This is a genomic window from Vibrio sp. EJY3 (genome assembly GCF_000241385.1).
In the GTDB taxonomy this organism is placed as follows: domain Bacteria; phylum Pseudomonadota; class Gammaproteobacteria; order Enterobacterales; family Vibrionaceae; genus Vibrio; species Vibrio natriegens.
The window spans coordinates 12,294-27,445 of sequence record NC_016613.1 but is presented as its reverse complement, the minus strand read 5'-3'; the positions used below and the strand labels follow the sequence as shown (position 1 = coordinate 27,445).

The window sequence follows — 15,152 nt, the reverse complement described above, 5'->3', positions numbered from 1 at the left end:
TTTCATTTTATTCATAACCAAACAAGACATACACTTAGAGGCAGTTAATATCTTGCTGCTGTGGCATCCCAGCCACACTACCGCACACTCGGAGAACCTCATGTTTAATGCTCTAGTTCTAAACCAAGAAGACAAACGTACTATCGCCAACATCGAACAAATTGATGAAACCCAACTCCCTGAAGGTGACGTCCTGATTGACGTTGACTACTCATCGTTAAACTACAAAGACGGTTTGGCGATTACGGGCAAAGGTAAAATCATCCGTAACTTCCCAATGGTTCCGGGCATTGACCTGGCTGGTACCGTGGTGAGCTCTGAAGATGGACGCTACCAGGCTGGCGACAAAGTGGTACTGACAGGCTGGGGCGTAGGTGAGAATCACTGGGGCGGCATGGCGCAACGTGCTCGCTTGAAAGCCGATTGGTTAGTACCGCTACCAAAAGGGTTAGACAGCAAAAAAGCAATGATGGTCGGTACCGCTGGCTTTACCGCAATGCTGTGTGTTCAAGCGCTGCTTGATGCTGATATCAAACCAGAAGCAGGCGAAATCCTTGTTACTGGCGCAAGTGGTGGCGTGGGTTCAGTCGCAGTCGCATTGTTGGCTCAACTGGGTTACAAAGTCGCAGCCGTTACTGGTCGCGTAGAACAAAACGGTCCACTGCTAGAAAAGCTGGGCGCTAGTCGCATCATCGACCGCGTTGAGTTTGAAGAACCAGCTCGCCCACTTGAGAAACAAATCTGGGCAGGTGCAGTTGATACTGTCGGCAGCAAAGTGCTGGCAAAAGTATTGGCACAAATGGATTACAACAGCGCAGTCGCAGCATGTGGCCTGGCAGGTGGTTTTGACCTGCCAACAACTGTGATGCCATTTATCCTACGCAACGTGCGTCTGCAAGGTGTCGACTCAGTAATGTGTCCGACTGAAAAACGTATCGCCGCATGGGAAAAGCTGGTTGAGCTATTACCTGATAGCTACTTTGAGCAAGCTTGTACCGAAGTCGAGCTAGCCAAAGCACCTAAATACGCCGAAGACATCACTAACGGCCAGGTTACTGGACGCGTGGTTATTAAGCTCTAGATCAATTAGACAGACTAAGAGCCGGCATTGCTGGCTCTTTTTGATCAACCTAATCCCATGTCTTCGATGCGCTTGGCAATCAAACGTCCGCACTCCTCTTTCACAATCCCTCTCAGCCATTCTTGCGCAGGTGAATGCTCACAACGCGCATGCCAGATCATCGAGTAATCAAACGGAGTAAATTCAAACGGCAGAGGTTTCACCATCAGGTCATAACGCTCCGCTACCAAATACGCTAAATCTGCCGGAACGGTGATAATGATTGGCAGGGTATCAACAATCGCCAATGCCGCTTCCAGGTGATAAGCACGCAGCACCATTTTACGTTGTGGCTTATCAATCAGAGCTTGTTCAATCAGCGCATTTACCCCATCACTGATTGCAATCATTGCATGTGGATGCCCCAAATAATCTTCGAGATTCATCTCTTTATCTGCCAGCGGGTGCTGCTTCGACAATAAACACAACACACCAACCCGGCCTAATATTTCACTACGCAATGGCTCAATGGGACCGGTCGGTCGGCAAATGGCAAGATCGGCGCTTTCATAGGTAAGTTGATCAGACAGCCTATCGTGCTGCAATGGCAGGAAGTTAAACGACACATTGGGCGCTTCCTGATAAATACGCGGCAAGGCAAAAGGCAAGATGGTCTGCATGGCGTAATCTGTCGTGGCGATAGTAAAAGTCTGGTCGCAATGCAACGGATCAAACCCAATAGGTGAAAGCAATTGGCGCAGCGACTCTAACGGCTCTCCCAGGGAGCGATCAATTTCCAGAGCCTTTTGCGTGGGGATTAAATGCTGCCCCTGTCGAGTGAAAAGAGGATCGCCTAATAAGTCACGTAGTCGTCCAAGCACTCGACTCATCGCCGACTGGCTTAAATTCAGCCGAGTTGCTGCCTTACTAACACTGCTTTCTTCAATAAGCACGCGTAATGCGACTAATAAATTGAGATCTCGGCGATAAATGTCTTCTAATTCCACAATGACCATATATTATGAATGGGTTTAGATAAATTGTACTCTTCAGGCAAAAAAAATCCCGCCTTTCAGCGGGGAAGCCCAAGAAAAAATGGGGATAGTGTCGGAATGAAGTGTTGGTAAAAAGAAGATGGCAAAATCAATGTATCTTGATTGAGTTAAGCAAAATTAATTTTCTTGCTCGGATGCATCTGACCATTTATGCATCTCAATCCAAATACCCAAAATCGTTGCAATCACGCCTACTAAAGGCATCAGTGAGGTTTCAGCTGGTGTTCTGAGCACTAACGCGCAGAACGAAATAAAGCACAGCACAGAATATATCGTTAGTCTGTCTAAAGCTGTCAGCATCGCCTCTCCTTACTACTTGTTACCAATTTGTTAATTTAAGGTAAAGCAAAAATAACACTTTGCCAAGTGGTTATTGAATATTTTTTCCACGAACGTAAAATTCAACGCTAAGTTAGCTACGAGAGTCACACTATGAGCTTTAATCCTGAACTGGCAACCAAGACGTTAGAAGCAGAGGGACTGCGCTGCCCAGAGCCAGTGATGATGGTCAGGAAGACAATTCGCAACATGCAAGATGGTGAAATTTTGCTGGTGAAAGCGGACGATCCATCGACGACTCGAGATATTCCGAGTTTCTGCCGATTTATGGATCATCAGTTGATAGCGGCACAAACAGAGCAGTTGCCCTATCAATACCTGATAAAGAAAGGTTTGGAATAATCAAAAACGGCAGCCTATCTGGCTGCCGTTTACTTATTCATCGTATTCTAATGTGCGTATTTCTGACTGTAGCTTATTGAGCTGTTTCTTCATCGCCCGCATTTCTTCATGCATCGGTATGATGTGTGCAACTCGAATCCATGCTTCTACCGTTAACCCGGTGAGTATGAAAGTTCCCGCTACAATCGGTAACCACATATCGGTTAGCACCAATGCCAACAAGCACAGCGCCAAACCAAAAGTGAATAAATAACTCTGACTCTTTGGGGTCATCCCCATGTAACGTGTAAGCATAAACTTGCCCTCTCGCTATCATTCACAGCACTAAACTACCATGACAAGTATGACACTAATATGCCACTCGTCACGCTCTTGAACGAATTTATGCCAGAGTTTGAAGTAAGCCACGAATTCACTAGTTATTGATAATTCGCTCCATTTTCAACGACGTTTCGGGGCAAAGTAACGCTAAGCCGTTAGCTTTGCCCAAATAGGTAAAACTAGAAGAATGCCGCACCAATCGCCAATAAGACGAACAAAAATGCGGTCACTTTACGGATAAGATCCAAAGGCATTTTATCCGCAGATAACTTACCGATCAGAACCACAGGCACATTCGCCAGTAACATACCTATCGTCGTACCTAATACCACCCAACTCAAGGCATCGGCATACTGCGCGCCCAGAATAGAGGTTGCTATTTGAGTTTTGTCTCCAATCTCAGCAACAAAAAAGGCAATAAAACTGGCAATGAACGGGCCGCGGTTGGAGATCTCTTCATCGTCATCGAGTTTATCCGGAATCAGAATCCAGGCCGCCATGGCAACAAAACTGACCACTAGCACCCATTTTAAAACTTCAGGAGACAGATAATCGGCTACAACGACACCTAACCATGCAGCTAAAGCGTGGTTAGCAATAGTGGCTAAAAAGATGGCTGCAATAATAGGAACCGGTTTACGGTATCGACTAGCAAGTAACAACGAAAGCAATTGGGTCTTATCGCCAATTTCTGCTAACGCGACAGTAGTAATTGAAATAGCTAAAACGCTCACGACATGCTCTTTGGGGCAGGGATTATAATATTTAACCATAGACAAACCTCACGCCCCACCCCGGTTCGTGATGATTTGTCTAAGGTCTTGCTAAACTCGAAAGGCTTCGAGTCTCGAGCGCCATGGTGATTTTGCACCAATTATGTTGACGAACGAACCGGATGAAATAGAAACTCCATCGGGTAAGCTACTCCCCAAAGACAGGCGCAATTCTAGCCAACCTTGTAGCGCATCTCAAGCACCAAATCAGACGAAAACTCCCTTTTAAGAAAAATACGGTAGATAACTCGGTAAAAATCCATTAAAGGAGAAAATTGCCCACGAATTAATCAAGATTAGCTCTACTCCCATGCTCAATATCTGGGTATACTAGATTGTTAATTTATTCAACCGTAATTACTCCTTATCGCCCTTGTTAGAGTTGTAAAACTCGGCATAGACGGCGAATTAACGAGTAACAAGAGAATCGCGCGAACCTGACTTATGCAAAAATACGATATCAAAACCTTCCAGGGAATGATCCTCGCGCTGCAGGATTATTGGGCTCAAAATGGTTGTACCATTGTTCAACCACTAGATATGGAAGTTGGTGCGGGTACCTCTCACCCAATGACCTGTCTACGAGCGATTGGCCCAGAGCCAATGTCGACAGCTTATGTACAACCTTCACGTCGTCCTACTGATGGCCGTTATGGTGAAAACCCTAACCGTCTTCAGCACTACTACCAATTCCAAGTAGCGCTAAAACCATCGCCAGACAATATCCAAGAGTTGTACCTTGGTTCCCTTGAAGTTCTTGGTATTGACCCACTTGTACACGACATCCGATTCGTAGAAGACAACTGGGAAAACCCAACACTAGGCGCATGGGGTCTAGGCTGGGAAGTATGGCTAAACGGCATGGAAGTAACTCAGTTTACTTACTTCCAACAAGTTGGTGGCCTTGAGTGTAAACCAGTAACTGGCGAGATCACTTACGGTATCGAACGTCTTGCAATGTACATCCAAGAAGTAGATTCAGTTTACGACCTGGTTTGGAACATTGCGCCAGACGGCAGCAAAGTTACTTATGGTGATATCTTCCACCAAAACGAAGTGGAACAATCAACTTACAACTTCGAACACGCTGACGTTGATTTCCTATTCGGCTTCTTTGAACAGTGTGAGAAAGAGTGTCAAGAGCTCGTTGCACTTGAAAAGCCTCTTCCACTGCCTGCTTACGAACGCATCCTGAAAGCTGGCCACGCGTTCAACCTGCTAGATGCACGCAAGGCGATCTCAGTAACTGAGCGTCAACGCTACATCCTACGCATCCGTAACCTGACTAAGTCAGTAGCAGAAGCATACTACGCATCACGTGAAGCGCTTGGCTTCCCAATGTGTAAAAAAGAAGATAACGCGTAAGGGGTCGATCTAACATGGCAAAAGAATTTCTAATCGAGCTGGGTACAGAAGAGCTACCACCAACGCAACTTCGTACTCTGGCTGAAGCATTCGCAGCAAACTTTGAAGCTGAACTGGCAAGTGCAGAACTTGCTCATGAAGGCATCAAGTGGTATGCAGCACCTCGCCGTCTGGCACTTAAAGTAGCAGCATTGGCAGAAAGCCAATCTGACAAAGTCGTTGAAAAACGCGGCCCTGCGGTTTCTGCAGCATTTGATGCTGACGGTAACCCAACCAAAGCAGCTCAAGGCTGGGCTCGTGGTTGTGGCATTACGGTTGACCAAGCGGATCGCATGGTAACAGACAAAGGTGAATGGCTACTGTTCAAACAAGAAGTGAAAGGTCAGCCAGCATCTGAGATCATCGTTGAACTAGCAGCAAAAGCACTAGCAAACCTACCTATCGCAAAACCAATGCGCTGGGGTAACAAGACGACTCAATTTATTCGTCCAGTTAAAACGCTAACGATGCTAATGGGCAGCGACCTAATCGAAGGTGAAATCCTTGGCGTCGCTTCTGCACGCACTATTCGCGGTCACCGCTTCATGGGTGAGCAAGAATTCACTATCGACTCTGCTGAGCAATACCCTGCGATTCTTGAAGAACGCGGTAAAGTTATGGCGGATTACGAAGCTCGTAAAGCTATCATCCTAGCTGACGCCAAAAAAGCGGCAGCAGCGGTTGGCGGTATCGCTGATCTAGAAGATGACCTAGTAGAAGAAGTGACCTCTCTGGTTGAATGGCCAGTGGTACTAACAGCGAAATTCGAAGAAGAATTCCTGAAAGTGCCTTCTGAAGCACTGGTTTACACCATGAAAGGTGACCAGAAGTACTTCCCTGTCTACTCTGAAGACAAGAAACTACTGCCTAACTTCATCTTCGTATCAAACATTGAGTCGAAAGAACCTCGCCACGTTATCGAAGGTAACGAGAAAGTTGTACGTCCACGTCTAGCTGATGCCGAGTTCTTCTTCAACACTGACCGTAAGCGTCCACTGATTGACCGTCTTCCTGAGCTAGAAAACGCGATTTTCCAGAAGCAACTGGGCACAATCAAAGACAAAACCGATCGTATCACAGCGCTTTCTGGCTACATCGCGAAACAAATTGGTGCCGATGTTGAGAAATCGACTCGCGCAGGTTTGTTGGCGAAGTGTGACCTAATGACCTCAATGGTATTCGAGTTTACGGATACTCAAGGTGTAATGGGTATGCATTACGCAACTCACGATGGTGAAGATGAGCAAGTAGCGCTTGCACTTTACGAGCAATACATGCCGCGTTTCGCTGGTGATGTTCTGCCAAGCACCTCGATTTCTTCTGCAGTGGCAATGGCTGACAAGCTGGACACTATCGTTGGTATCTTCGGTATTGGCCAAGCACCTAAAGGCAGCGACCCATTTGCACTTCGTCGTGCTTCTCTGGGCGTACTGCGTATCATCGTTGAAAACGGCTACAACCTAGACCTTCTAGACCTTATCCGTGAAGCAAAAGTACAGTTTGGCTCAAAACTGACTAACGACAACGTTGAGCAAGATGTCATCGAGTTCATGCTTGGTCGTTTCAATGCATGGTATAAAGATGAAGGTTTCAGTGTCGATATTATTCAAGCTGTACTGGCGCGTCGCCCGACAAAACCAGCTGATTTCGACCAACGCGTGAAAGCGGTATCTCACTTCCGTGAGCTAGAAGCAGCAGAATCTTTAGCAGCAGCGAACAAACGTGTAGGTAACATCCTAGCGAAATTCGATGGCGAACTAGCAGAAGAGATCGACTTGTCTCTTCTACAAGAAGATGCAGAAAAAGCGTTAGCAGAAAGCGTTGAAGTGATGACTGAAGCACTTGAGCCAGCTTTTACAACAGGTAACTACCAAGAAGCCCTAAGCAAACTTGCTGACCTTCGTGAGCCAGTGGATGCGTTCTTCGACAACGTAATGGTAATGGCAGACGACGAAGCACTTAAGAAAAACCGTCTGACCCTTCTGAACAATCTGCGTAACTTGTTCCTACAGATCGCAGACATCTCGCTTCTGCAAAAATAAGTAACCGAAACTGAGTTACTGACTGAAAAAGAAGTCACAAAATAACCAAAAGGGAAGCAGATGCTTCCCTTTTTTGTTGGACAAAAGACGAGGTTAGAAAAAAATATTACTCATTTTGTGAACAGGCCAAAAATTTGTAGGGTGAGAGAGGTTTAACTTGTTGGTGCATCACTCGGATTGTAGAGGCTTCTTTTTGTTATAAAAGATCTGTTTATTCGGGGGAAGGACACAATGAAAAAAACAATTCTCGCACTCTCTATTAGTCTGCTTAGTGCCTGCAGCCAAATTCCAGAAAATGCCATCGTATTAAGCGTCGGTGATGACAAAGCCATGTTCGAACAAAACGATCAAGGATTACTCGTCGCAGAACAGAAACTGGATAAAGGCAATTACACCTTTACGATTGCCGACAGCAAACAAAGCTGTGGCAGTAGCTTCGCTCTGGCAGAAGAAAGCCGCATCAAATTCAACACACCATTAAAAATGGATAACTGTGCAACGGATGCCACTATGCCGCTGCGCATTTTCAAAGCCAATACCTACCAATTTACGCTCAACCCAACGACCAATGAGCTGACGGTTAAGATCAAACCAAGACAGTCTCAGGTAACCAGCTTCACCTGCCCTGTCGCGACCGATACGGCTAAAACCATCAATGTCGCGGAAACCTTTAATGATGGGACTTTAGTTCGAGATGCACTGACTGGACAAGAGACAACCGTAACCGATGGTGCAGTCACCCTTCAGCCAGGCCCAATGAGTCAGGGGCTGCTACTGCTAGAGGAAGTTGAACAACAAGCGAATAAACCATTCAGCTGGGATAACGCCACAATTTACTTCGTCATGACCGACCGTTTTTACAATGGTAATCCAAACAACGACAACAGCTATGGCCGCAGTAAAGACGGTAAGTACGAAATCGGCACCTTCCACGGTGGTGACTTGGCGGGTCTGACCAAAAAGCTCGATTACATTGAATCTCTCGGTGTTAACGCGATTTGGCTAACCTCACCGCTGGAGCAAATTCACGGCTGGGTCGGCGGCGGTGACAAAGGCGATTTCAAACACTACGGCTATCACGGCTACTACCACCAAGACTGGACTAAGCTTGATGCCAATATGGGCACCGAAGATGAGCTGCGAACCTTCATCGATACCGCACATAAGAAAGGCATTCGAATCATTTGGGATGTCGTGATGAATCACACTGGCTACGCAACACTGGCCGATATGCAGGAGTTTGGCTTTGGTCAACTTTACCTTGATGACCAAGAAGCGAAACAAGTACTGGGTGAAAAATGGACCGACTGGCAGCCAAAATCGGGGCAGAGTTGGCATAGCTTCAACGACTACGTCAAATACAGCGATAACGAAGCGTGGGAAAAATGGTGGGGCAAAGCGTGGATTCGTACCGACATCGGTAATTACGATGCGCCGGGATACAACGATATCAGCATGTCTCTGAACTACTTACCGGATCTGAAAACCGAGTCGACTCAGAAAACCGGTTTGCCAAACTTCTTCCACAACAAAGATACCGGCGCACGTGATGAACAAAAGACGCCGCGCGAACATCTGATCACTTGGCTATCCGATTGGGTCCGCGATTATGGCGTTGATGGCTTCCGTGTCGATACCGCCAAACATGTAGAAATGGATGCGTGGTCAGAATTGAAAGCCAGTACCGCACAAGCTCTTGCCGAATGGAAACAGAACAACCCAGAGAAGGCGCTGGACGATTTGCCATTCTGGATGACCGGAGAAGTCTGGGCACACAGCGTGGTGAAGAGCCCTTACTTCGATAACGGATTCGATTCGATAATCAATTTCGAATTCCAGTCAGATGTCGCACCAAAAGCGCTGAAATGCTTTGCCAACCTCGACAGTGATTACCGACGCTATGCGGAGCAGATCAACAACGATCCCGAGTTCAATGTGTTGAGTTACCTTTCTTCTCACGACACTCAGCTGTTCTGGTCTGCACGTAGCCGCAGCTTCGATGATCAGGCACGCGCAGCAAATGCGTTAATGTTGACGCCGGGTGCGGTTCAAATCTATTACGGTGATGAGATTGCCCGTGACTTCGGTCATACCGGTTCAGATACTCACCAAGGGACCCGCTCCGACATGCCATGGGATAAGATTCATGGCGAACGTAAAGACTTACTGCAGCACTGGCAAAAACTGGGCGAATTCCGCAAGCGTCACCCAGCCGTTGCTCAAGGTAAGCACGTTACACGTAATCAGGAAGGCTACTACGCGTTCGAGCGCCAATATCAGGATGACAAGGTGCTTATTGTCTACACTGGCGAATAGCACATCCATCTCTCCACCAGCAAGGGAAGCGTAGGCTTCCCTTTTTATTGCTCTTTTCGCTTTATAATCCATTCATCTGGTCTGAACAGACACTTTTTTCTTCTTCGAGTGAATTCACACTTTGCGTCGTAATAACATTAGGGTAAGGTCAAGTATTACACTATAAGCTGATGTTCAGTCAGCAAGATTACACAAAGCAATCACAATGAATTAGGTATAAGTAAACATGCAGTACTCAAAGTTTGGCGAAAAATTTAATCAGTATTCAGGTATCACACAGTTAATGGATGATTTAAATGATGGTCTGCGCACACCAGGTGCCATCATGCTCGGTGGAGGTAACCCTGCCGCCATTCCTGCCATGCTCGATTACTTTCACCAAGCCAGTGAGGAAATGCTCGCCAGCGGAGAACTCATCGCCGCGCTCACCAACTATGATGGTCCCCAAGGTAAAGATGCGTTTATTAAAGCGCTGGCAAAACTTTTTCGTGAAACCTACGGTTGGGACATCAGTGAGAAGAACATTAGTCTGACCAATGGCAGCCAAAGCGGTTTCTTCTACCTATTTAATTTACTCGCTGGCCAACAGCCTGACGGTTCACACAAAAAAGTGCTGTTGCCAATCGCACCAGAGTACATTGGCTACGGCGATGCCGGTATTGATGAAGATATTTTCGTCTCTTACCACCCGGAGATCGAGTTGCTCGACAATGGTTTGTTTAAGTATCACGTTGATTTTGAACAACTGAAAGTTGATGACTCTGTCGCGGCTATCTGTGCTTCTCGCCCAACCAACCCGACAGGCAACGTGCTAACGGATGAAGAAGTCCGTAAGCTGGATAAACTCGCACGTGAAAACAACATTCCATTGATCATTGATAACGCTTACGGTTTGCCGTTCCCGAACATCATTTTTGAAGATGTTGAACCGTTCTGGAATGACAATACGATCCTATGTATGAGCCTGTCCAAACTTGGCTTACCGGGCGTGCGCTGCGGTATCGTAATTGCCAACGAAGCGATTACCCAGGCTTTGACCAATATGAATGGCATTATCAGTCTAGCGCCAGGTAGTGTCGGTCCTGCACTGGCCAACCATATCATTGGTAATGGCGACCTGCTTAGATTGAGTACGGATGTGATTAAGCCTTATTACAAGCAGAAATCTCTACGTGCGGTAGAACTGCTGCAGCAAGCGATCACCGACCCACGTTTTCGAATTCACAAACCTGAAGGCGCTATCTTTTTATGGCTATGGTTTGACGAACTGCCAATCACCACTATGGAACTGTACCAACGCCTGAAAGATCGTGGAGTCCTGATTGTACCGGGTGAATACTTCTTCATCGGTCAGGAAGATGAATGGGATCATGCGCATCAATGCCTGCGTATGAACTATGTTCAGGATGACGAGATGATGCAGAAAGGTATCGCAATTATCGCTGAAGAAGTTGAAAAAGCTTACCAAGAAGGTAAATAGAAAAACAAACTAAAAGAGCGCCAACTGGCGCTCTTTCTCACTCTATGTGCAAGCTACTTGCTGATTAGTTGTTTTCTAGCAAGTTATTGCCGCCGATAGCAATTTTACGTGGTTGCATCGCTTCTGGAATTTCACGAACCAAATCAATGTGTAGCAGGCCGTTTTCCATTGATGCGCCAATTACTTTTACGTAGTCAGCAAGCTGGAACTTACGTTCAAAGTCGCGCTCTGCAATACCTTGGTAAACGTAGTTTTTACCTTCTTCCGCTTTACGCTCACCCTTTACGATCAACATGTTTTCATTTTGAGTCAGATCGAGCTGTTCTTCTGCAAATCCTGCACCCGCCATTGTAATACGGTAGTTATGCTCGTCTTTTTGCTCGATGTTGTATGGAGGGTAACCGCCAGAAGAGTTTTTCGCAGAGCTTGCTTCCATCAGGTTAAACAGACGGTCAAAGCCAATTGCATTACGGTATAGTGGTGAGAAATCTACATTACGCATAAAATCTATCCTCTTAATCAAGCAATAGTCTTAGCTCAGATGACACTCATCTAATTGGCGTGTTTATGCAAAAACCAGCGCCGAGCTAAGGGATCCAAATCATTCCGCCAGTGAAAACGCGTTTCACCGAGACATGACAGGAATCATTAAGTTAAGTTGTGTGCCAAAACAAAGCATCCTCTTTTGAGCGATCTTGTTTTAGCGGTTGCAGAGGGCTGTTCTTCTAGTCTCTAGCAAGTCAGCTAACCTCTTCAATTCTAGATATAAGGTCTGAAAATACGCTTTCAAGGGATAATAAGAAAAAAATTTAAGGTATTAAAACAACACCCTTAAGTTCTTAGTGCTTGGCTTAGGCAAGACTCACTTATTTCTTATTTGGCGTAGTTGTCGAAGCTAAAGTTTCACTTTCACTCCCACTTTCGCTTTTTTCTCCCAACATATCTGGAGTAAAACCTTGTTTTTCAATGCATTCTTGTTTTGTCATCCACCCTATAAAGACATCTTTATCGTGTGCGAGACACGGAAGCTTGGCTTCAAAGCCATTAGCATTTGAGTATGTGGATAAAAGCAATGAAATTAAAAGAGGTAAAGTTCTGTACACTTTATTTTTACCTAGTTAGTGATGAAGTCATGCAACTAAGCGTGACTTGAATAGATAGAAAAATTCATCGTTCAATTGCGCTCCGTAATTTACGGATAATGATTTTTATTGTTGGAATAGTTTTAATCAGTCAATTTAATGATATTGATTCATACTTTCACAGATAAAACTAACTGATAAGTAAGATAATTCTGACATTCGACGAGGTTCTTATTCTTGATGTTTTTCTAATAAAAAAGCAAACCACGTTAGCGTCGAGTCGCGAAGAGCTAGTCTTTAAAGCGACAGGAGTTGAATGATTGATTATCAGCGGTAAAGAGTCGGTCTGATGGAAAGGAAGAGATAAACAGACAGGTTTAAAGCTCGATGAGCCGGATAGTACAGCTGGGATAATGGGGTTACAGCAACGGTAAAGTTAGCTGAAACTAAAAAGACCTGATTCCGATATATTACCGAAATCAGGTCTTAATAAACGCTTATTTAGAAACGCTTTCGACTACACGTCTAGGTTAGCAACCTTCAGTGCGTTCTCTTCAATGAAGTTACGACGCGGCTCAACCTGATCACCCATCAATGTTGTGAACAACTGGTCTGCACCAACAGCATCTTCGATGGTTACTTGCATCATACGGCGCGTCTCTGGGTCCATGGTGGTTTCCCAAAGCTGATCTGGGTTCATCTCACCCAGACCTTTGTAGCGCTGACGGCTTAGACCACGCATAGACTCTTTAACCAGCCACGCTAGTGCTTCTGCAAAGCTTGAAATTGCCAGAGTACGCTCACCACGCTTAATGTATGCGCCTTCTTCTATAAGACCATCAAGCACTTCAGATAGATCCGCCAACTTGCTGTATTCTTTCGAATTCAGGAAGTCGATGCTTAGTGCATGCTCATGTGTCACACCATGAGTACGTACGATAATCTTAGGTAGGCTCAGACCAAGCTCTGCGTGCTGTTCAACCTCAAAGCTGTATTGGCTCCCCCCCCCTTCTTTTGCATTAAGCTGCTCAACAAGCTGCTTAGTCCACGCTTCAACAGCTGCTGCATCGTGACATTGTTCTGGTGTCAAACGCGGCGTGTAAATCAGCTCATGCATCAATGCGTTAGGGTAACGACGGCTCATACGATCGGCTAGCTTAATGCCAGCATTGTATTGCTGTACCAGTTTCTCCAACGATTCACCGGCAAGAGCTGGCGCTTCTGCGTTAACGTGCAGTGATGCGTTGTCCAGTGCCAGTGATACCTGGTATTGGTTCATCGCTTCTTCATCTTTGATGTACTGCTCTTGTTTGCCTTTTTTCACTTTGTATAGTGGTGGCTGAGCGATGTACACGTAGCCACGCTCGATAAGCTCTGGCATTTGACGGTAGAAGAAAGTCAACAGTAGCGTACGGATGTGCGAACCATCGACGTCGGCATCGGTCATGATGATGATGTTGTGGTAACGCAGTTTGTCCGGGTTGTATTCGTCACGCCCAATACCACAACCTAGCGCTGTGATAAGCGTCGCTACTTCTTGTGAAGAAAGCATCTTGTCGAAACGTGCTTTCTCTACGTTCAGGATCTTACCTTTCAGTGGCAGGATAGCCTGGTTCTTACGGTTACGACCCTGCTTAGCACTACCGCCCGCAGAGTCACCCTCCACAATGTATAGTTCAGAGAGTGCCGGATCTTTTTCCTGACAGTCAGCAAGTTTGCCTGGAAGGCCTGCTAGGTCTAGCGCACCTTTACGACGAGTCATTTCACGAGCTTTACGCGCGGCTTCACGAGCACGTGCTGCATCGATGATTTTAGAACAAACCATCTTCGCTTCACTCGGGTTTTCAACTAAGAACTCAGAAAGCTTTTCACCCATCGCCGACTCAACTGCTGATTTCACTTCTGATGACACCAGTTTGTCTTTGGTTTGGCTCGAGAATTTTGGATCAGGCACTTTTACAGAAACAACAGCAGTCAGACCTTCACGTGCGTCATCGCCTGAGGTTGCTGTTTTCGCTTTCTTAGAGAAACCTTCTTTATCCATGAAAGTGTTCAGTGTACGCGTCAGCGCAGCACGGAAACCAGCTAGGTGAGTACCACCATCACGCTGTGGAATGTTGTTAGTAAAACAGAAGATGTTCTCTTGGAAGCCATCGTTCCATTGCATTGCAACTTCTACTGAAATGCCGTCTTCACGTTCAAAGTTGAAGTGGAAGATTTTCTCGATGATTGGCGTTTTGTTGGTATTTAAGTGCTGAACAAATGCCTGAATACCACCTTCGTACATGAAGTGGTCATGCTTATCTTCTTCACGCTCATCTGACAGCTTGATAGAAACGCCAGAGTTCAGGAACGATAGTTCACGCAGACGTTTAGCTAGAATGTCGTAATGGAATTCTGTGTTAGTGAAAGTCTCACTACTTGGCCAGAAGCGAATTTGTGTACCGGTTTTGTCCGTATCACCAACAACCGCTAGAGGAGCCTGAGGCTCACCGTGACGGTAGGTTTGAGTATGGATATGGCCACCACGGTGAATGGTCAGTTCAACCTTTTCAGACAGTGCGTTTACTACCGAAACACCTACACCGTGCAGACCACCCGATACTTTGTATGAGTTATCATCGAACTTACCACCAGCGTGAAGTACCGTCATGATAACTTCGGCTGCTGATACTTTTTCTTCTGGGTGCATTTCTGTTGGAATGCCACGACCATCGTCGCTAACGGAAACCGAGTTATCCTCATGAATTGTCACAACGATGTCTTTACAGTGACCTGCCAACGCTTCATCAATTGAGTTATCCACCACCTCGAAAACCATGTGGTGCAGGCCGGTCCCGTCGTCCGTATCGCCGATGTACATACCTGGACGCTTACGTACCGCATCCAGACCCTTCAGTACCTTAATACTCGATGAATCGTAATTTTCAGACATGAG

Annotated in this window: 13 protein-coding genes; 6 read left to right on the top strand and 7 right to left on the bottom strand. The window is 46.0% G+C overall.

The window, feature by feature from the left end; all coding sequences use genetic code 11:
- The first annotated feature begins 100 nt into the window (after nt 1–100).
- Complete coding sequence (locus VEJY3_RS00120) at nt 101–1,081, top strand: MDR family oxidoreductase (protein WP_014230437.1); 981 nt, start codon at nt 101–103, stop codon at nt 1,079–1,081.
- Between the two features lie 44 nt (nt 1,082–1,125).
- Here VEJY3_RS00120 and VEJY3_RS00115 read toward each other — a convergent pair whose 3' ends face one another.
- Nucleotides 1,126–2,067 carry a LysR family transcriptional regulator gene (locus tag VEJY3_RS00115; RefSeq protein WP_014230436.1) on the bottom strand — a complete coding sequence of 314 codons (942 nt, stop codon included), beginning with the start codon at nt 2,065–2,067 and terminating at the stop codon, nt 1,126–1,128.
- Nucleotides 2,068–2,232: 165 nt separating this feature from the next.
- Nucleotides 2,233–2,415 carry a hypothetical protein gene (locus VEJY3_RS00110; RefSeq protein ID WP_014230435.1) on the bottom strand — a complete coding sequence of 61 codons (183 nt, stop codon included), beginning with the start codon at nt 2,413–2,415 and terminating at the stop codon, nt 2,233–2,235.
- Between the two features lie 132 nt (nt 2,416–2,547).
- Between VEJY3_RS00110 and tusA the strand changes: the two genes are divergently transcribed.
- Nucleotides 2,548–2,796 (top strand): sulfurtransferase TusA, encoded by a 249-nt coding sequence (gene tusA / locus VEJY3_RS00105; protein WP_014230434.1) that lies wholly within the window; start codon nt 2,548–2,550, stop codon nt 2,794–2,796.
- A 33-nt stretch (nt 2,797–2,829) separates the two neighbouring features.
- On the opposite strand, the gene VEJY3_RS00100 is transcribed toward tusA, so the two are convergent.
- Nucleotides 2,830–3,090: a hypothetical protein gene (locus tag VEJY3_RS00100; RefSeq protein WP_014230433.1), complete on the bottom strand. Its 261-nt coding sequence runs from the start codon at nt 3,088–3,090 to the stop codon at nt 2,830–2,832.
- A gap of 206 nt (nt 3,091–3,296) precedes the next feature.
- Nucleotides 3,297–3,851 carry a TMEM165/GDT1 family protein gene (locus VEJY3_RS00095; protein WP_014230432.1) on the bottom strand — a complete coding sequence of 185 codons (555 nt, stop codon included), beginning with the start codon at nt 3,849–3,851 and terminating at the stop codon, nt 3,297–3,299.
- A gap of 483 nt (nt 3,852–4,334) precedes the next feature.
- Between VEJY3_RS00095 and glyQ the strand changes: the two genes are divergently transcribed.
- The 4 genes from glyQ (at nt 4,335) to VEJY3_RS00075 (ending at nt 11,132) form a co-directional block, all read left to right on the top strand.
- Nucleotides 4,335–5,255 (top strand): glycine--tRNA ligase subunit alpha, encoded by a 921-nt coding sequence (gene glyQ / locus VEJY3_RS00090; RefSeq protein ID WP_014230431.1) that lies wholly within the window; start codon nt 4,335–4,337, stop codon nt 5,253–5,255.
- Nucleotides 5,256–5,269: 14 nt separating this feature from the next.
- Nucleotides 5,270–7,336 (top strand): glycine--tRNA ligase subunit beta, encoded by a 2,067-nt coding sequence (glyS, locus tag VEJY3_RS00085; RefSeq protein ID WP_014230430.1) that lies wholly within the window; start codon nt 5,270–5,272, stop codon nt 7,334–7,336.
- A 231-nt stretch (nt 7,337–7,567) separates the two neighbouring features.
- On the top strand, nt 7,568–9,652 hold the full coding sequence (locus tag VEJY3_RS00080; RefSeq protein WP_014230429.1) for an alpha-amylase: 2,085 nt from the start codon (nt 7,568–7,570) through the stop codon (nt 9,650–9,652).
- Between the two features lie 226 nt (nt 9,653–9,878).
- Nucleotides 9,879–11,132, top strand: coding sequence for a valine--pyruvate transaminase (locus tag VEJY3_RS00075; RefSeq protein WP_014230428.1), 1,254 nt, complete (start codon nt 9,879–9,881; stop codon nt 11,130–11,132).
- 64 nt (nt 11,133–11,196) lie between these two features.
- Here the strand turns inward: VEJY3_RS00075 and VEJY3_RS00070 are convergent, their stop codons facing one another.
- From VEJY3_RS00070 to gyrB, 3 genes are all read right to left on the bottom strand, one after another.
- Nucleotides 11,197–11,634, bottom strand: a complete 438-nt coding sequence (locus VEJY3_RS00070; protein WP_014230427.1) for an Hsp20 family protein — start codon at nt 11,632–11,634, stop codon at nt 11,197–11,199.
- A 364-nt stretch (nt 11,635–11,998) separates the two neighbouring features.
- Nucleotides 11,999–12,235: a hypothetical protein gene (locus VEJY3_RS00065; protein WP_014230426.1), complete on the bottom strand. Its 237-nt coding sequence runs from the start codon at nt 12,233–12,235 to the stop codon at nt 11,999–12,001.
- A gap of 496 nt (nt 12,236–12,731) precedes the next feature.
- A complete protein-coding gene (gene gyrB, locus VEJY3_RS00060; protein ID WP_014230425.1) occupies nt 12,732–15,149 on the bottom strand; it encodes a DNA topoisomerase (ATP-hydrolyzing) subunit B in 2,418 nt (805 codons plus the stop codon).
- Nucleotides 15,150–15,152: the final 3 nt, after the last annotated feature.